Below are 17,694 nucleotides of genomic sequence, written 5' to 3'. Positions count from 1 at the left end.
CGGGAGCGGCTGCCCTCACTGCATCTGGTGTCCGCGCTTGCCCATCTCGGCACGGACGCGGACCATGACGTATTCGGAGACGTCCTGCGTCCAGTCCTGCATCTCCTGCACCATCTCGTCGAGGAGCTGCGGCTGCGCCTCGACGTAGTGCTTGCCGGCGGGCGAGCGGAAGAAGGTTGCGATCTCCTTCAACTCGGTTTCCGAGAACTTCGACGCGTAGGTGCGCGCCGCGATGTCGATCATGCGCTGCTTCTGCAGTTCCATCTCCGGCTGCAGGGAGGCCAGGACCTCCTCGAGGTCCTTGGACAGCTCGGGACGGGTGACCGCCTGCTTGCGGATCTGGTCGGCGAAGGCCGGCAGCACCGAGTCGAACGACCGGGCGATGCCGGAGCTGAGCATCACCTCGCGGGCCAGGGCGAGGTGGGCCGGCGTGTAGGTGGCCGCGGCCGGGCTGTTGGCCGCGGGGGCGCCGGCGGCCGGCTGCGCCGCCGGCTTGGCCTGCGCGGCCTTCTGCGGCTGCGCGACCGCCGCGTGGGGGAGCGCCGGGAGCGCGAGGCCGAGCGCGAGGCTGAGCGCGAGGCCTGGCACGGCGGTGAGGCGACGGGACATGCTGGACTTTCTTGCGAGGATGGCCGGCGATGGAGGGCGGCGCCTCAGGTGAGGCTGCCGAGAACGGTGACCTCGGCCTGCCCGTCCCGCGCCGCCGCCAGGATCGCGGCGTCGGCGATGCCGAGGAACAGACCGTGCTCGACGACGCCCGGCACGGCCCAGAGGGCGGCGCCGAGGGCCTCCGGATCAGGAATCGCTCCGAGGCGCGCGTCGAGGATGTAATGGCCTCCGTCGGTGACCAGGGGCTTGCCATCCGTCAGGGCGCGCAGCCGGACCTCGCCGGAGCAGCCGGTCCCGGCGATTGCGGCCTCGACGGCCCGGTGCGTGGCCTTGAGGCCGAAGGGATTGACCTCGATCGGGAGCGGGAAGGCGCCCAGCCGCGCCACGTGCTTGGCCGCGTCGGCGATCACCACCATGCGATGGCTCGCGCAGGCGACGATCTTCTCGCGCAGGAGTGCCGCGCCGCCGCCCTTGATCAGGCGCAGCCGGTCGTCGACCTCGTCGGCGCCGTCGATGGTCAGGTCGAGCTCGGGCTGCTCGTCCAGGGTCGCGAGGCGGATGCCCAGGCCCTCGGCCTGCGCGCGCGTGGCCTCGGAGGTCGGGACGCCGACGATGTCGAGGCCGGCGCGGACGCGCTCGCCGAGGAGCGCCACGAAGGCCGCCGCCGTGGAGCCCGTGCCGAGGCCGAGCCGCATGCCCGGTTCGACGAGGTCGAGGGCGCGGGCGGCCGCGGCCCGCCGCAGGTCCGGCCCACTCACCGGGACACGGCCCGGTCGGCGAGGGGGAGCGAGGGAGCGCGGGTCATGGGCAGCCGGTCTTTCCGTGGGCGTCGGGCGGCCCCTAGCACGGGACCGGGCCGACCGGAACGCCCCGCCCGCACGGCCGCGTCACGGACGGCCGCCCTGTGTCGGGGTGGCGCTGGCGCCCGCGCGACCCGGGGCCGGACCGGTCAGCGGCGCGTCGGACGCGCCCTCGGCGCCCGGCTTGCCCTGCTGGGTGCAGACGACCTGCTCCTTCTTCACCAGCACGAAACAGATGCTCATCTCGCCGGTGCGGTAGTTCACCCGGAAGACGCCGGCCTCGCGGGTATGCCGGCTCGCCACCAGCCCGTATTCGGACGGGGTCTGCGGCCCGGCGCCCTCTCCCGATCCGAAGCAGACCGTCTGGCCGATGCCGCCCGCCGATTCCTGGAGGCCGTACTGGCAAGAGGTCACCTCGCCGGTCACCTTGTCGACTCGGTACATCCGGTTCAGGTCGGTCTGCGGGGCGGGCACGAACTCGAAGGAGGTCGCCGCCGCCGGCAGGGCTTGCAGCGCGGCGCAGGCGGCCAGGAGGGGCAGGAAGAGTTTCATCGCGGGTCCCGGGGCTGGTACGCGCTGCCTTTCGCTGCGCTTTCGGGCGAGTCTGGGGCGCCCGGTGAGACGATCCGCGCATCCGCCGTGCTGCGCCGGTCGGCTTGCCCCGGGTGCCCGGCCCCGATAGCGACGCCGTTCGAGATCCCGCCGAGCACGGAACCGCCCAGGCATGTCTACCGAATCGACGCGCAAGCCCCCGATCGCCGTTTTCGACCTGGACGGGACGCTCGCTGAGACCGCGGGCGACCTTATCGGCACCCTCAACGTGCTGATGAAGCGCGAGGGATTGGCCGAGCTGCCCCTCTCGCAGGCGCGCGGGCTGATCGGCGCCGGCGCCCGGGCGCTGATCCGGCGGGGTTTCGAGGCCGAGGGCCGGCCACTCTCGCCGGAGGACCACGACCGGCTGTTCGACGCCTTCATTGCCCATTACGGGGCGCACCTCGCCGACACGTCCCACCTCTTCCCGGGCGTCGTCGAGGCGCTCGACGCCCTCGAGGCGGCGGGTTTCCGGCTCGCGGTCTGCACCAACAAGTACGAGGGGCAGTCGGTCGAGCTGCTGCGCCTCCTCGGCATCGGCCACCGCTTCGCGGCGATCTGCGGTCGGGACACCTTCCCGCAGTCGAAGCCCGACCCCCGCCACCTGACCGGCACCATCGCCCGCGCCGACGGCGATCCGGCCCGCGCCGTGATGGTGGGCGATTCCCGCACCGACATCGACACCGCCAAGGCCGCCGGGATCCCGGTGGTGGCGGTCACCTTCGGCTACACCGACCGCCCGGTCGCCGAGCTCGGGCCCGACCGGGTGATCGAGCACTTCTCGGAGCTGGTCGAGGCGGTCGGCGCGCTCGTGCCGGTGGCCTGACCTGTCAGCGCAGCCACGCCTTCAGGCGCCGCGCCGCCTCGCGGCACTCGGTCTCCGAGCCCGCGAAGGAGAAGCGGACGTGATGGTTGCCCACGTCCGGATCGAAATCGAGGCCCGGCGTCGCCGCGACGTGCGCCTCGTCGAGCATGCGCCGGCAGAAGTCCGAGGCGTCGTTGGTGAGGTTCGAGACGTCCGCGTAGAGGTAGAAGGCGCCGTCGGCCGGGTGGACGCGGCCGAGGCCGAGGGCCGGCAGCGCGTCCAGGAGGATCGCGCGGTTGCGTGCGTAGCCGTCGCGAACGGCGTCGAGTTCGTCCGTCGCATCGAAGGCCGCCAGGGCGCCGACCTGCGACAGGTACGGCGCCGAGATGTAGAGGTTCTGGGCCAGCCGCTCGATCGGGCGGACCAGCGCCTCCGGCACGACCATCCAGCCGACGCGCCAGCCGGTCATGCAGTGGTACTTCGAGAACGAGTTGATCACGACCGCGTCGGGGTCGAAGCGCAGGGCCGTGACGGTGGGCTCGCCGTAGCTGAGGCCGTGATAGATCTCGTCGGAGATCAGCGGCAGGCCGAGGCCGCGCGCCGCCGCGCAGAGATCCTGCAGGGCGCCCTCCGTAATGACTGTGCCGGAGGGGTTCGCCGGGCTCATCACCAGTGCCCCGGAGACTGGCGCGCGGGCGTGGGTCTCGCGCAGCAGGGCGGCGGTCGGCGCGAAGCGGTCCTCGGCGCGCAGCACCATCGGCGCCGGCACGAGGTCGAGGGCGGCCAGGATGCTGCGATAGGCGGGATAGCCGGGCTGCGGGACGGCGACCCGGGCGCCGGAGTCGAACAGGCTCATGAAGGCGAGGATGAAGCCGGCCGAGGATCCGGTGGTGATCACCACGCGCTCCGGGCTCACCGCGACGCCGTGCCGCTCCGCGTAGTCCCGGGCGATGCGGGCGCGCAGGGACGGCAGGCCCAGGGCCTCGGTGTAGGGCACGCGGCCGGTCGCGAGCGCCCCCTGCGCGGCCGCGATGACCGCCCGGGGCGCCGGCGCCGACGGCTGGCCGACCTCCATCCGCACCACGTCGCTGCCGGCCCGCGCCTTGGCGGCGGCGGCGGCCATGACATCCATCGCGAGGAACGGCTGGACGGCGGCGGCGCGCCGGGAGATCGGGATCATGGGGTCTGCTCTGAGCCGGACGACGCTGGAGCCTCCGGGGGTTAGACGCTCCCCCTTCCCGCCTCAAGCCGGCGGCGCACGCCGCCCTCGCCGCGGGAATTGACCGGACGCCGCGAAAACGCCTAACCCAGCCCCTACCGCTCGCGCCACGCGCGGGCCGCCCCGCCGCGCAAGCGAGGATCTATGCCCTTCATCCGCCCCCTGCCCGCGCTGGTCCTGGCGCTCGGCCTCGTCGCCGTCCCGGCCCTCGCGCAGACCGCGACGCCCCCCGCCGCGCCGTTCACCGACGCGCAGCGCGCCGGCATCGAGGCGATCGTCAAGGACTACCTGATCAAGCATCCCGAGGTGCTCCAGGAGGCCCTCGCCGAGGCCGAGAAGCAGCAGGCCGAGACGCAGCGCCTGGCCCAGGCCGCCGCCCTCAAGGAGTCGCGCGAGGCTCTCCACAACGGTCCCCACGACGTCGTTGCCGGCAACCCGTCGGGCGACGTCACGCTGGTCGAGTTCTTCGATTACAATTGCGGCTACTGCCGCAAGGCCCTAGGCGACATCCAGGCGCTGATCAAATCCGACCCGAAGCTGCGGGTGGTCATCAAGGACTTCCCGGTCCTCGGCCCGGAATCGCTGGAGGCCAGCCAGGTCGCCGTCGCGGTGCGCCAGCAGCTGAAGGGCGACAAGCTGTTCGAGTTTCATCAGAAGCTTCTGGAGACCAAGGGCCGGGTGAACGGCGCCCGCGCGATCCAGGTCGCCAAGGACATGGGCGTCGACACGGCCAAGCTGCAGAAGGACATGGCCTCCCCCGAGGTGAAGGCCGCGCTCAGCGAGAACCGCGGCCTCGGCGACCGCCTGGGCCTGTCGGGCACGCCGGCTTTCATCATCGGCGACGAGGTGATCCCGGGCGCCGTCGGCGTCGAGCCGATGCGCAAGACCATCGCCGACGTGCGCCAGTGCGGCCACGCCTCCTGCTGAGCTGACGGATCGGGCCGAGGAACCCCGAAGGCGGTCCGCGCAGCCTTGTCGCGCCGGGGCGCCTTCGTCTAAGAGCCGCCAGCCGCAGGGCCGCGGTGGGGTCCAGGGCCGAGCCCGGATGTACGCACCGACGTGCCGCGAGACGAAGTAGGCCGGATGCCAAAGAACGACGCCATCGATCCCGAGCTCGTGCGCGAGCTCGCCAACCTCGTGACCGAGACCGGCCTGTCCGAGATCGAGGTCGAGAAGGGCGACCTGCGCATCCGCGTGGCGCGGCGGCTCGAGCCCGTGAGCGTGCAGGTCGCGGCGCCCGCGCCGCTCGCGGCCGTCGCCCCGCCTCCGGTTTCCGCGCCCGCCGCGTCGTCTCCCCTCGCCCCGGCCGAGCCGGCCCGCGCGCAGCCCGGCACCGTGCCCTCGCCGATGGTCGGGACCGCCTATCTCCGCCCCTCGCCCGACGCCAAGGCCTTCGTGGATGTCGGCTCGACGGTCGCGGTCGGCGACAAGCTGCTGCTGATCGAGGCGATGAAGACCTTCAACGAGATCGTGGCGCCCCGCGCCGGCACGATCAGCGCCATCTTCGTCGAGGACGGTCAGCCGGTCGAGTTCGGCGAGGCCCTGCTCGTCATCACCTAGGACGTCCGCCGGGCGCCCGCCGCCCAGTCCCGGACGACGCCGCAACACGAGAGGATAGAGCATCCTGCGCGGTCCGGGATCGCCAGGACGCCCTAACGGGTCCGATGTTCGACAAGATCCTGATCGCGAACCGCGGCGAGATCGCCCTGCGCATCCTGCGGGCGGCGAAGGAGCTCGGGATCGCTACCGTGGCGGTCCACTCCACCGCCGACGCGGACGCGATGCACGTGCGCCTCGCCGACGAGAGCGTCTGCATCGGGCCACCGGCCGCCCGCGACAGCTACCTCAACATCCCGTCGATCATCGCGGCCTGCGAGATCACCGGGGCCGATGCCGTGCATCCCGGCTACGGCTTCCTGTCGGAGAATGCCCGCTTCGCCGAGGTTCTGGCCCATCACCAGATCGGCTTCATCGGACCCAAGGCGCAGCACATCCGCACCATGGGCGACAAGATCGAGGCCAAGCGCACGGCGCTGAAGCTCGGCATCCCGTGCGTGCCGGGCTCCGAGGGTGGCGTCGACGACATCGACACGGCCAAGCGCGTGGCTGCCGGGATCGGCTACCCGGTGCTCGTCAAGGCGGCGGCTGGCGGCGGCGGCCGCGGCATGAAGGTCGCGCGCTCCGAGGCCGACCTCGAGCAGGCGATCGGCATGGCCAAGTCCGAGGCCAAGGCCGCCTTCGGCGACGACGCGGTCTATCTCGAGAAATACCTGGAGAAGCCCCGGCACATCGAGGTGCAGGTGCTCGGCGACGGCCGCGGCGGCGCCGTGCACCTCGCCGAGCGCGACTGCTCCCTCCAGCGCCGACACCAGAAGGTCTGGGAGGAAGGCGGCTCGCCGGCCCTCAACGAGTCGATGCGCGCCGAGATCGGCGGCATCTGCGCCAACGCCATGAAGGAGCTCGGCTACCTCGGCGCCGGAACCATCGAGTTCCTCTACGAGGACGGACGCTTCTACTTCATCGAGATGAACACCCGCATCCAGGTCGAGCATCCGGTCACCGAGATGATCACCGGGATCGACCTCGTCATCGAGCAGATCCAGGTCGCCTCGGGCGGCCCGCTGTCGGTGAGCCAGGCGGACATCAAGGTCGAGGGCCACGCCATCGAGTGCCGGATCAACGCCGAGCACCCGGAGACCTTCCGGCCGTCGCCCGGCGAGATCACCCACTACCACACGCCCGGCGGCCTCGGCGTCCGGGTCGATTCGGCCGCGTTCCAGGGCTATCGCATCCCGCCGAACTACGATTCGCTGATCGGCAAGCTGATCGTCCACGGCCGGACCCGCAACGAGTGCCTGATGCGCCTGCGGCGCGCCCTGGACGAGTTCGTCATCGACGGGATCGACACGACGCTGCCGCTGTTCCGGACGCTGGTCCGCAACCCGGACGTGCAAAACGGCCTTTACGACATTCACTGGCTGGAGCATTTCCTGGAAGACGGCGGCATGAAAGCCTGACCGGACCTGGGCGGGGCTGCGGCGAGCGCGGCGCGCGCGGGATCTGGTCTTCGCGCCGTCCGCGCGCGACATTCACGGCATGCACGACACCGCCCGCGTGGACATCACCCCTGAGATCCTGCTGAAGGCCTACGCGGCGGGCATCTTCCCGATGGCGGAGGATGCCGACGATCCCACGCTCTACTGGGTCGAACCCAAGGCGCGCGGCGTTCTGCCCCTCGACACGTTCCGCGTTCCCCGGCGCCTCGCCCGGACGGTGCGGTCCGACCAGTTCGTGGTCCGCTGCGACACCGATTTCGACGGGGTGATCGACGGCTGCGCTGCGCCCCGGCGGGACAGCGAGCGCACCTGGATCAACGGGCGGATCCGCGAGCTCTACGGCGCCCTGTTCGACATCGGCCACGTCCACACGGTCGAGGTCTACGCGGGCGCGGACGGCCGGCTCGTCGGCGGCCTGTACGGCGTCTCGCTGGGGGCGGCCTTCTTCGGCGAGAGCATGTTCCACGAGGTCCGCGACGCCTCGAAGGTCGCCCTCGTCCACCTGATGGCCCGCCTGCGCGCCGGGCGCTACCGGCTCGCCGATACCCAATTCGTCACCGACCACCTGTCGCAGTTCGGTGCCGAGGAGGTGCCGCGCCACGTCTACAAGCGCCGCCTCGCCGAGGCTCTCGATCAGGTCGCCGACTGGAACGTCTGGCCCGGCGACGGTTCGGTTCCGGGTACGCGGGTCCTCGAGGCGCTCGAAGCTCCGGATCGCCGTTAGTGCAGTGACGCGGGCCGGTGGCCGCTAGCGCCGACGCCGGTGGCGGTAGCCGGTCGAGAACGAGGCGTATTGACGGCCGCGCACGGACCGGTAGCGCCGACGCCGGCTGGTGCTGGCCTCGACCGACTCCTCCACCTGCGGGATCGGCTCGGCCATAGCCGCCGCGGGCGTCGCCGCCATGGCGACCGCCGTATCGGCCGAGGCGTAGCCCCCGGCGACGTTCTTGGCCGCCGGTCCGAACATCGCGAGACACTGGTTGTAGGCGAGGTCGTTCTTGAGACGCTCGCATTCACCGATGGAGCGCGGTGTCCCCTGCGCCAGGGCCGGCAGGGGCGCGAGTAGCACGACGAGAGCGGCCAGCGGCTTGAGGCAGAGAGTCGGGCGGTGCACGGAGGGGGTCTCGAGCGGCGACGGCAGGCTTGTGATCCCCGAGTGCGGCAAAATCGAGGGTCGGCCTCAGCGATCGGGCCGCTCCATCCACCGGATCAGCGGCATCAGTGGGAAGATCCACGCGATGCCGAGGATCGAGTAGATCACCGCCTGCACCGCCGCCGGCGTCTCCGAGATGCGGCTATCGGCCAGGGTCATCGCCAGCGGCCCGTAGAGGCAGACGAAGACCAGGATGGCGAGGGTGCCGATCAGGGTCCGGGTGCGGCGGCGCATTGCTGTGTTCCTGGACCGTGTCTTCGAAAAGTACTCCTGGTCCCGCGGGCGGCGCCGCGGGCTCGGACGGGCGACGGCTACCGTCCTAGAACCCGGTTGGCAACGCGCCCGCTGACGCGGGCTGCGGCGCCGGCGCCGTTGATGGGCGACCGGACATCCCCTAACCCGGGCACTGCGGGGGGCATCCCGGCATCCGCGGAAGGGACGTGTATGGACATGAGCGGCGCGGGCGACCGGCGGTCGGGGGCGGTGCGAACCTGGCTCTACGTGGTCGCGGCCCTGGTGGTCGCCATGGTGGCGGTCGGCGGTGCGACGCGGCTGACCGGGTCCGGCCTGTCGATCACCGAGTGGCGCCCCGTCACGGGCGCGATCCCGCCGCTGACGGAGGCAGACTGGGCGGCCGAGTTCGCCAAGTACAAGGACACGCCGCAATACAACATCCTCAACCAGGGGATGGGATTGTCCGCCTTCAAGGTGCTGTACGGCTGGGAATGGGGCCATCGCCTGCTCGGCCGGGTGATCGGCCTCGTGTTCTTCCTGCCGCTAATCGTGTTCTGGTGGCAGGGCCGGATCAGCCGGCGGCTCGGCCTCGGCCTGCTCGGTCTAGGCGCGCTCGGCGGCCTCCAGGGCGCCATCGGCTGGATCATGGTCGCCTCGGGCCTCCAGCCCGGCATGACGGCCGTGGCGCCGCTCAAGCTCGCCCTGCACCTCACCACCGCGAGCCTGATCCTGGCCGGGCTGGTCTGGCTGGCCGCGGGCCAGCGCCCCGGCGTCCTGGCGCCCGCCCCGGCGCGCCTGCGGGCGACCGCCCTGCTGCTGCCGATCCTGGTCCTGGTGCAGATCTTCCTCGGTGGCCTCGTCGCCGGCTCGCATGCCGGCCTCGTCTACAACACATGGCCGACCATGGACGGCCATCTCGTCCCTCCGTTGGACAGCCTGTTCGCGATCCGGCCGTGGATCGAGAATTTCATCGACAACCACGCCTTGGTTCAGTTCGACCACCGGGTGACGGCCTACCTCGTCTTCGTCGTGGCGGTGCTGCACGCCGTCGACGCCTGGCTCACCGGCCCGAAGAGCGCGGCCGGGCGGGCCACGGGGGTCGTCATCCTCGTCCTCGCCCAGATGGCGCTTGGGATCGCGACGCTGCTCCTCGCCGTGCCCCTCTGGGCGGCGCTCGCGCATCAGGTGCTCGCCATGGCGGTGCTCACGATGGCCACCGTCCATGCCCGCCTCGGCCGGGGATCCGGCTTGGTCGAGCCCGCAGCCGCCGAGCCGCCGCTGGGCTTCGAGGGGCTCGCCGCCGGCCGCATCTAGGCTCTCGTGCGGTGCAGCGGCCTTGCTGCGCCGCACGAGACTTTTACCGCTTTCAGTGGAACCTTGGGATAACTCCCCATCAGCAATCTGCACATGGAACGACTAAGACTTCTCAAGCTTTAAGCTGCACGCGTTGCAGGAGGCTTCAAGATGTCTCTCGCGGAGGATGGTCGACCGCTCTCCCTGACCTGGCACTACACGCCGCGGGAGATCATGGCGGATGGCGTGATCCACGGTCTCGGCGTGGTGCTCGGCCTCGCCGGTGCCGTTGCCCTGGTGGCGACCGCGGTCACGGCGCATCTCGGGCTCGGCGAACGTGCGGCCGTTGTCGTGTACGCCACGGCCCTCGTCCTGATGCTCGGCGTCTCGGCCGTCTACAATCTCTACCCTGTGAGCCCGCGCAAATGGCTCCTGCGCCGCGCCGATCACGCGCTGATCTACCTGATGATCGCCGGGACCTACACGCCGCTGGTGGCCCTCGTCGGGTCGGGCCCGCGGGCCTACGCGCTCCTGGCGATGATCTGGGTCGTGGCCCTCATCGGGATCGCCGTGAAGCTGGTTCTGCCGGGCCGGTTCGACCGCCTGTCGATCGGGCTCTACCTGTTGCTCGGCTGGAGCGGGTTGTTCGCCTACGAATCAGTGATCGCGGCGCTTCAGCCGACCGCCCTGTGGCTCTTGGGAATGGGCGGAGCGCTCTATTCGATCGGCGTCGTGTTCCACATCTGGCGGACCCTGCCCTTCCAGAACGCGATCTGGCACGGCTTCGTCCTCGCCGCCACGGCCTGCCACTACGGGACGATCTGGGCCAGCCTGAACGGCTCGCCGATGACTTAGCGTTGGGATCGATTGCGATCGTGCGCGTAAAATTCCGGTTACCGTCCTGATGGAAAGGTCGAGACGCGGCGACCTGCTTTAAGTTTCCTGCGACCACGGGTGAACCACAACCTAGGGACTGATATTCCCGGGAGCTGGACCTTGGTCCCGAAGACGAACGACTCTGGCATCGCTCAGCGTTACCGGATCCTGCACGTGTTCCGCGCGCCGGTGGGCGGCTTGTTTCGGCACGTGATGGATCTCGCTCGCCTCCAGGCGGCCGCGGGGCACCATGTCGGTCTCATCTGTGATTCCAGCACCGGCGGCGACCGCGCTGCGGGCGCCCTGGCGGACCTGGTGCCCTGCCTGGACCTCGGCCTTGTCCGGCTGCCGATGCGCCGCAATCCGCATCCGTCGGACTGGTCCTGCCTCCGGGCCGTGGCGCAGAGGGCCGCGGAGGTCGGCGCGGAGGTCCTGCACGGACACGGCGCCAAGGGCGGCGCCTATGCCCGGCTCGCCGCGGCAGGTCCGGCGATCCGCGCCTACACGCCGCACGGCGGCAGCTACAATTACCGGCCGGGCAGCCCGCTGCACCGCCTCTACATGGGTGCCGAGGCGGTGCTCGCCCGCCGCACCGACGCGTTCCTGTTCGAGAGCGAGTACGTCGCCGGCCGCCATCGGAGCTTCGTCGGCGGTCCCGAGCGGGTGACGCGGATCGTGCACAACGGCATCGCCGAGGCCGAGTTCGCGCCGCTGGACCGCGTCGCCGAGCCCTTCGACCTGCTCTACGTCGGCGAGCTGCGGGAGGCCAAGGGCCTGCCCTACCTGCTCGAGGCCCTCGTCCGGCTGCGGGCCGAGGGCCGGGCGCTGCGCCTGCTCCTCGTTGGGTCGGGACCGGATGCCGAGATCCTTCGCGACACCGTGGCGCGGCTCGGCCTCGCCGACGCGGTGGCGTTCGAGCCGCCGCAGGCGATCCGCTCCGTGCTCGCCCGCGGGCGGATCCTCGTTGTCCCGTCGCTCGCGGAGTCGCTGCCCTACGTCGTGCTGGAAGCTGCCGCGGCGGCGCAGCCCCTGGTCGCCACTCGGGTCGGCGGAATCCCGGAGATCTTCGGCGCGGCCGCGCGCGACCTCGTGCCGTCGCGCGACCCGGCGGCGCTCGTGGAGGGGATCCGACGGGTCCTCGACGCCGCGCCGGAGGCCCTGGCCGAGCGGACGCAGAGTCTGAGCGCCTCGATCCGGCAGCGCTTCTCCCTGGAACGCATGGGCAGCGAGGTGATCTCCGGCTACGCCGCGGCCTTCGAGGCCCGCGCGGAGCGCCGCGATCCCGCACCGCGCGCGATCGCCGGGGCCCGGACCGCCTGACGACGAGACCAGCAGCAAGAGGAACGGGGGCCTGTGCGCCGCGGTGGAAAAGGCGGCGGCGCCCGCGCTCTTAAATGTTCCCACAACGCCCCGTGCCAGGGTTTCGCCGAGGCAGCGACCGCAAGGCTCGGGGGGAGCCGATCGATGAGCGCGTTCGACATTCGCGATCTTCTCGAGGCCGCCGTCCCGATGGAGGCGTCCTCGACCCCGGCCGCGGGCAGCGTGCCCCTCGCCGAGACCGCCGTCCCCGGCCCGACGGCGATCTCGCCCGTCGTGGTGGCCGGTCTGGTGCGCGGGCTGGAATGCGCGCTCATCTTCGGCTTGGGCGCATTGCTGCACGTGCTGATGCTCCGCGGCCGCGTCCCGTTCGGACTGACCTACGCGGGCGCGATCGGCATGATCGCGGTGATCACGGTGACGCTGATCCAGGCGTCCGGCGGCTACCGGGTCGCTGCCTTCCGGAGCTTCTTCAAGACCGCCGTCCGGCTGATCGCGGCGTGGTCGATGACATTCTTGATGGTCGCCGCCGGCCTCGTGCTGGCCAAGGTCGCCGACCACTACTCGCGCCTCTGGCTCGCGACCTTCTTCGGCACCGGCCTCGTGATGCTGCTGGTCGGCCGCTTCGTCCTGTTCCGCATCATCGATGCCCAGACCCGGGCAGGACGGTTCGACCGGCGCACCGCGATCGTGGGCGGCGGGCAGCCCGCGGAGGACCTGATCGCCGCCCTGGAGACGCAGAGCGAGAGCGGCATCCGCATCGTCGGGGTGTTCGACGACCGCAATGCCGATCGCTCTTCGGACGTGGTGGCGGGGCACCCGAAGCTCGGCAACGTCGACGACCTCGTCGCCTACGCGCGACACGCCCGGCTCGACCTGATCGTCTTCACGATCCCGATCACCGCGGAGGCCCGGATCCTCCAGATGCTCGCCAAGCTCTGGGTCCTGCCGATCGACATCCGCCTCTCGGCGCACGCCGCAAAGCTGCGCCTGCGCCCGCGCAGCTACTCGTATCTGGGCTCCGTCCCGGTGCTGGATGTGTTCGACCGTCCGATCGCCGACTGGGACGTCGTGGTGAAGGCGCTGTTCGACCGCTGCGTCGGCCTGATGATGCTGCTGGCGCTATCGCCGCTCATGCTGGTCATCGCCCTCGCGGTCCGGCTGACATCGCGCGGGCCGGTGCTGTTCCGGCAGAAGCGCCACGGGTTCAACAACGAGCTGATCGAGGTCTACAAGTTCCGCTCGATGTACGTGGATCAGTGCGACGCCGGCGCGGCCAAGATGGTGACACGGGGCGATCCCCGGGTCACGCCGGTCGGGCGCTTCATCCGGAAGACCTCGCTCGACGAGCTGCCGCAGCTGTTCAACGTGCTCAAGGGCGACCTGTCGCTGGTCGGCCCGCGCCCGCACGCGTTGCAGGCCAAAGCCGCCAACACGCTCTACGACCAAGTGGTCGACGGGTACTTCGCGCGCCACAAGGTCAAGCCCGGCATCACCGGATGGGCGCAGGTCAACGGCTGGCGTGGCGAGACCGACACCTCAGAGAAGCTGCAGCGGCGCGTCGAGCACGACCTCTACTACATTGAGAACTGGTCGGTGCTGCTCGATCTGCAGATCTTGCTGACCACGCCGTTCGCGCTGTTCAAGACCGAGAACGCCTACTGAGCGGAAGGGCCGGCACCGGAGCGGTGCCGGCCGGAAGCGCGCTACGGCAGCGCGCCGGCCTTCTCCTTGGCCTTCAGGATCGTGTCGCGGCAGCCCTGGGCGTCGCCGCCCTTGTCCTGCTGGCGCGCCAGCGCGACCAGCTTCTTGGCTTCCTCGACGCCCGCGGCGGTGGGCTTCACGGCGGCGTCCGACTTGGTGAGCGCTGGCGGCGTGTCGAGCGCCTTGGGCGAGTTCGAGGACGTGGTGCCGCCGGGCGGCGTCGTGCCGGTCACCGAGGCCGCGCCGGCGCTGTCCAGCCGCCGCTGCAGCGTGTCGACCTCGTCGGCGCACGGGGTCGCCAGGGCTGGCGTAGCGGCCGCCAGGGCCAGGGCTGCAACGGCGAAACGCATGATCATCGGGACGAGGCTCCACGGTGTCGGGATGCGGCCGGCGCCGACCCCTCATGCATGAGCGGACGGTAATGCGCCGGTGCGGCTACCGGGGAGACGCCGGGCGAACGGGCCCGTTCCCGAGACAGGAGGCCGCATGCGGTAGTGCGGAAACGCGACGGGCGCCCCGCGCGGCCTTCTGGCCGCGGGAGGCGCCCGCCTCTCGACGCCGCTGACGGATCAGTACTTCCGGATGATCGGCTCCGGCGACATCGGCACCGGATCGGCGCCGAAGGCGTAGCGGATGCCGGCGTAGACCGAGAAGGGCTGCGCCAGGGTCGTGGTCCGCGGATCGCTGATCCGCAGGTTGCCCGCCACCGCGCCCGGCTCGGCGTAGGTGCCGAACGTGGTGTAGCGGTTGTTGGTCAGGTTGGTGATGAGGCCGAAGACCTCGAGGTTCTTCGTCACCTGATACTTCGTCTGGAAGTTCAGAACGTAGTAGGGCGGCAGCTTGCGGTTCAGGTTCGACTCGTCGCCGCGGAAGTAGGACGAGGAGAAGGCCTGGAGGTAGAGGCCGAACTGCCAGTTGGGCGTGACGAAGTAGTCGAACCCGGCCTTGATCTGGTGGGTCGGCACCAGCGGCACGACGTTGCCCTTGCGGACCTGGATCGCGCCGTCATCCGCGAGCGGGTTGTTGGGCGACGACAGGGTGCCGTTGAACTGGAAGGTCGCGTCGACCAGCGCGTAGTTGGCGTAGACCCGCAGGTAATCGGCCGTGTACTCGCCGCCGACCTCGATGCCCTGCCGCTGCGTCGACGGCACGTTGACGAAGTAGGCGCGGGCGGTGTTGCCGGGGGTGGCCAGCGACAGGATGTCGTTGGCGAGATCGGTGCGGAAGGCGCCGATCTTGTAGGTGATGATGCCGCCGTCATAGGTGTTCGGCAGCTGGCCGCGGAAGCCGACCTCGTAGGTCCGCCCGGTGACCTGCTTGAGCGGTGGGTCGGCCACCAGCGAGTTCGGCAGCAGGCACGGCCGGTCCGGGTTGGCGCAGGCCAGCTCCAGCGGGGTCGGGGCGCGGTTCGACTCCGAGTAGCTGCCGTAGAGGTTCAGCGCGTCGAAGAACCGGTAGGTCAGGCCGGCGACCGGGTTGATCTTGTTGAAGTAGTGCGTGCCGGTTACGTCCGGCGAGAAGCCGGTCAGGTCCTCGCTCTGGATGCGCGCGAAGTTGAGCCGGGCGCCGGCGGTCAGCGACAGCCGGTCGGTCACGTCGAGCGTGTCGAGGGTGTAGAGGCCCATGTAGAGGTTGGAGCCGTTGACCGAGCTCGGCGCGATGCCGAGCGCGCCGGCGGTCCGCAGCTGCGGCGTGCCGAGGCCCGGGACGTTGCCGTAGAACGGGTTGCTCGGGTTGGTCGTGATCGACAGATCCGGGTTGATGACGCCGAGCGTGCTGGACGACTTGAAGCCGTAATTGGCCGCGTCGATGCTGCCGCCGACCACGAAGGTGTTGGACAGGCCGAAGATCCGGTCGCGATTGGCGGCCTGGAGCGAGCCGCCGAAGCCGGTGGCTTCCGTTCGGGTCGTGTCAAGCGTGCCGTACGGGATGCCCGCCCGGAACGGGATGCGCTGGTTCTGCTGCCCCAGGATCAGGAACTGGTTGCGGAAGGCGAGCTGCGACTGTCCGGCCGCCGGGCTGAACCCGTCATCCTCGAAGCAGAGGTTGCCGCGGAAGCTGGAGCGCGTGCTGCAGTTCTCGAAGTTGCCGTCGTTGCCGTCGACGTAGGTCTGGCTGAAGCGGCGGAAATAGGCGTTGCCGGCGAGATCCCAGGTCGGCGAGATGTCGACCCGGCCGGTCAGCTGGAGCGTGCCGACCTCGGTGGTGGTGGTCTGCGGGAAGGTGAAGATCGCCCGCGGGTCGCGGTGGGTGAAGTCCACCGGCGTGGCCGCGGCCGCGCCGAAGAAGCTGCGGGCGGCGAGCCCGATCAGGTGGAACTCCGCATCCTGCGAGCGGTAGCCGATGTCACCGTAGAGGCGGCCGATCGTGCTCGGGCTCTCGTAGCGCCAGCCGCGGTCGTTCAGGCCGTCGCCGGTGAAGTAGACGCTCCACGGGCCGGAGACCTTACCGTACTCGAGATAGCCGGCGGTGCGCGCGTCCGAGCCGCCCCAGGCCGAGATCTCGGTGCCCTGCCAGGTGAAGCCGTTCTTCATCTGGATGTTGACCGCGCCTCCGAGCGCGTTGAGGCCGAAGACCGGGTTGCCGGTGACCACGTCGATGCGCTGGATCGCCTGCGGCGGGATCAGGTCGAAGTTGACGATGTCGCCGAAGGCCTCGTTGATGCGCACGCCATTCTGATACACGGCGAGGCCCTGCGGCACGCCCTGCACGGGCGAGGCCGTGAAGCCGCGGTAGGTGATGTCGACGCGGTTGTTGTTGCCCTGCGAGTCGGAGACGTTGATGCCGGGCGTGCGCCGGGCCAGCGTCGTGGTCAGGTTGTCGCTGGCGCGATCGATCGTGATATCGCTCGCCGTGACCGATTCGACGGTGCTGGGGATCTTGTAGAGCGGCTGCTCGGAGCCGCGCAGCCGCACGCCGGTGCTCGGTCCCAGGGAGCCGGCCGGCGGCACCGGTCCGGGACCGTTGAAGATCTGCGCCTGGCTCGAATTTCCGCCGCCGGACCCGACCGGCGACGTCGAGACGACGCTGATCTCGCCGAGCGTGACCGATTGCTGAGCCTGCACCGCCGCCGGGAGAACCGTCCCGGCGAGAACCGATGCCGACGCGACCAGGCCGCTCCGAAGCGCCCGAAGTGACATCCCCAACCCCCTCAAACCCAAACACGTGCTCGTGACTGCCGAGCTTGGGTCTTTCTTGGAGGGTGCCGGGAACGCGCACAATTGGTTCAAGAACACGTGAGACGCGTTTCGGCCTCATTTCCGGCCTGCGCCGAGCGAAGCCGCCGCCACGTGGTTAAACAGCAACAGTTTCGGTAAAGATTTCAGCCACTTAAGGATATTTCGGCAATCTACCCGGGATAATTTGGCAATGATCGCCGGCGCGTGGTCAGAGCCGTGCCTGAATCAGGCGCGCGATCTCGCCGAGCCGCTGCTCGAGCAGCTGCGGAACCTCGCAGACATAGGTCAGCGACTGGCTCCGCTCCTGAAAGATCCGGCGATCCCAGGCGAACTTCGTCTCCAGCTCGGACTGGTCTTTCGGGAGTTCCGTGGCGTCGGAGGCGCTCGGCGCGTCCTTCACCTGACTGATCTTGTCGGCCTCGTCGCGGATCCGCTCGGCCATACGGCGCTGGCCCTGCGCGTAGCGCGCGATGCCGCCGACCACCTTGTTGCGCTCGCCGTTCAGCACCTCGAACACGCCAGAGTAGACGCGGGTCAGGGCCTTGTCCTTCGCGTCCTTGTCGGAGCCGAACTTCTCCGCGAACGTGTCGAGGAGCGGGCCGACCTGCGAGAGGTCGGTGCGGCGCGACGCGATCTTCTGCGCCAGGACGGCGGCGTCGTTGTCGCTGCCCCAGTCGCCGGCGGCCTCCACGTCGGGGCCGGTCCAGAACTGGCCGGGACTGAGTGTGGCGACCTTGCGCTGGACGCAGGGCCAATCCGGATCCTGTTTCGGCTGCGCCAGGGCTGGACCGGCGAGGATCACGAGCCCGAGCGCCGGGCCGACGATGCGGGTCAGGAGGACGTTCATTGGGCGGACTC

General features: G+C 70.4%; 18 protein-coding genes. 9 read left to right on the top strand and 9 right to left on the bottom strand.

All coding sequences use genetic code 11. From position 1 onward, the window contains the following. Nucleotides 1-15 precede the first annotated feature (15 nt). From LXM90_RS10010 to LXM90_RS10000, 3 genes are all read right to left on the bottom strand, one after another. A complete protein-coding gene (locus LXM90_RS10010) occupies nucleotides 16-609 on the bottom strand; it encodes a DUF2059 domain-containing protein (protein WP_020092106.1) in 594 nt (197 codons plus the stop codon). Nucleotides 610-653: 44 nt separating this feature from the next. Then, nucleotides 654-1,367, bottom strand: coding sequence for a ribose-5-phosphate isomerase RpiA (gene rpiA / locus LXM90_RS10005; protein WP_020092105.1), 714 nt, complete (start codon nucleotides 1,365-1,367; stop codon nucleotides 654-656). A 129-nt stretch (nucleotides 1,368-1,496) separates the two neighbouring features. Continuing rightward, nucleotides 1,497-1,961 (bottom strand): hypothetical protein, encoded by a 465-nt coding sequence (locus tag LXM90_RS10000; RefSeq protein ID WP_020092104.1) that lies wholly within the window; start codon nucleotides 1,959-1,961, stop codon nucleotides 1,497-1,499. 172 nt (nucleotides 1,962-2,133) lie between these two features. On the opposite strand from LXM90_RS10000, the gene gph reads away from it, so the two are divergent. Beyond that, a complete protein-coding gene (gene gph / locus LXM90_RS09995; RefSeq protein ID WP_020092103.1) occupies nucleotides 2,134-2,826 on the top strand; it encodes a phosphoglycolate phosphatase in 693 nt (230 codons plus the stop codon). Between the two features lie 4 nt (nucleotides 2,827-2,830). On the opposite strand, the gene LXM90_RS09990 is transcribed toward gph, so the two are convergent. Then, nucleotides 2,831-3,985, bottom strand: a complete 1,155-nt coding sequence (locus LXM90_RS09990; RefSeq protein ID WP_103984755.1) for a pyridoxal phosphate-dependent aminotransferase — start codon at nucleotides 3,983-3,985, stop codon at nucleotides 2,831-2,833. Nucleotides 3,986-4,168: 183 nt separating this feature from the next. Between LXM90_RS09990 and LXM90_RS09985 the strand changes: the two genes are divergently transcribed. From LXM90_RS09985 to aat, 4 genes are all read left to right on the top strand, one after another. After that, nucleotides 4,169-4,951 (top strand): DsbA family protein, encoded by a 783-nt coding sequence (locus LXM90_RS09985; RefSeq protein ID WP_020092101.1) that lies wholly within the window; start codon nucleotides 4,169-4,171, stop codon nucleotides 4,949-4,951. 156 nt (nucleotides 4,952-5,107) lie between these two features. Beyond that, nucleotides 5,108-5,584, top strand: coding sequence for an acetyl-CoA carboxylase biotin carboxyl carrier protein (gene accB, locus LXM90_RS09980; protein ID WP_020092100.1), 477 nt, complete (start codon nucleotides 5,108-5,110; stop codon nucleotides 5,582-5,584). Between the two features lie 104 nt (nucleotides 5,585-5,688). Then, nucleotides 5,689-7,041, top strand: coding sequence for an acetyl-CoA carboxylase biotin carboxylase subunit (accC, locus tag LXM90_RS09975; RefSeq protein WP_020092099.1), 1,353 nt, complete (start codon nucleotides 5,689-5,691; stop codon nucleotides 7,039-7,041). A 79-nt stretch (nucleotides 7,042-7,120) separates the two neighbouring features. Further along, nucleotides 7,121-7,804, top strand: coding sequence for a leucyl/phenylalanyl-tRNA--protein transferase (aat, locus tag LXM90_RS09970; protein ID WP_020092098.1), 684 nt, complete (start codon nucleotides 7,121-7,123; stop codon nucleotides 7,802-7,804). A gap of 24 nt (nucleotides 7,805-7,828) precedes the next feature. Here the strand turns inward: aat and LXM90_RS09965 are convergent, their stop codons facing one another. Beyond that, complete coding sequence (locus LXM90_RS09965; RefSeq protein ID WP_234082515.1) at nucleotides 7,829-8,194, bottom strand: hypothetical protein; 366 nt, start codon at nucleotides 8,192-8,194, stop codon at nucleotides 7,829-7,831. A gap of 66 nt (nucleotides 8,195-8,260) precedes the next feature. Beyond that, a complete protein-coding gene (locus LXM90_RS09960; RefSeq protein ID WP_012319661.1) occupies nucleotides 8,261-8,467 on the bottom strand; it encodes a DUF2842 domain-containing protein in 207 nt (68 codons plus the stop codon). Nucleotides 8,468-8,677: 210 nt separating this feature from the next. Here LXM90_RS09960 and LXM90_RS09955 point away from each other — a divergent pair, with 210 nt between their 5' ends. The 4 genes from LXM90_RS09955 to LXM90_RS09940 all read left to right on the top strand — a co-directional run bounded on the left by LXM90_RS09955 (nucleotide 8,678) and on the right by LXM90_RS09940 (nucleotide 13,618). Further along, a complete protein-coding gene (locus LXM90_RS09955) occupies nucleotides 8,678-9,781 on the top strand; it encodes a COX15/CtaA family protein (RefSeq protein WP_234082512.1) in 1,104 nt (367 codons plus the stop codon). A 150-nt stretch (nucleotides 9,782-9,931) separates the two neighbouring features. Then, the gene (gene trhA / locus LXM90_RS09950; RefSeq protein WP_234082508.1) at nucleotides 9,932-10,615 is read left to right on the top strand and encodes a PAQR family membrane homeostasis protein TrhA; all 684 of its coding nucleotides are present in this window, start codon (nucleotides 9,932-9,934) and stop codon (nucleotides 10,613-10,615) included. Between the two features lie 141 nt (nucleotides 10,616-10,756). Next, nucleotides 10,757-11,956 carry a glycosyltransferase family 4 protein gene (locus LXM90_RS09945; protein WP_020092094.1) on the top strand — a complete coding sequence of 400 codons (1,200 nt, stop codon included), beginning with the start codon at nucleotides 10,757-10,759 and terminating at the stop codon, nucleotides 11,954-11,956. Nucleotides 11,957-12,100: 144 nt separating this feature from the next. Then, nucleotides 12,101-13,618 carry an undecaprenyl-phosphate glucose phosphotransferase gene (locus tag LXM90_RS09940; protein WP_234082505.1) on the top strand — a complete coding sequence of 506 codons (1,518 nt, stop codon included), beginning with the start codon at nucleotides 12,101-12,103 and terminating at the stop codon, nucleotides 13,616-13,618. A gap of 41 nt (nucleotides 13,619-13,659) precedes the next feature. Here LXM90_RS09940 and LXM90_RS09935 read toward each other — a convergent pair whose 3' ends face one another. From LXM90_RS09935 to LXM90_RS09925, 3 genes are all read right to left on the bottom strand, one after another. Beyond that, nucleotides 13,660-14,013, bottom strand: coding sequence for a hypothetical protein (locus tag LXM90_RS09935; RefSeq protein ID WP_234082503.1), 354 nt, complete (start codon nucleotides 14,011-14,013; stop codon nucleotides 13,660-13,662). A 213-nt stretch (nucleotides 14,014-14,226) separates the two neighbouring features. Further along, nucleotides 14,227-16,797, bottom strand: a complete 2,571-nt coding sequence (locus LXM90_RS09930) for a TonB-dependent receptor (protein ID WP_020092091.1) — start codon at nucleotides 16,795-16,797, stop codon at nucleotides 14,227-14,229. 247 nt (nucleotides 16,798-17,044) lie between these two features. Then, nucleotides 17,045-17,683, bottom strand: coding sequence for a hypothetical protein (locus LXM90_RS09925; protein WP_020092090.1), 639 nt, complete (start codon nucleotides 17,681-17,683; stop codon nucleotides 17,045-17,047). Nucleotides 17,684-17,694 lie beyond the last annotated feature (11 nt).

This window comes from Methylobacterium oryzae, from assembly GCF_021398735.1.
Lineage (GTDB): Bacteria > Pseudomonadota > Alphaproteobacteria > Rhizobiales > Beijerinckiaceae > Methylobacterium.
Note: the sequence above shows the minus strand (reverse complement) of the source record. Positions and strands in the feature narration are given on the sequence as shown.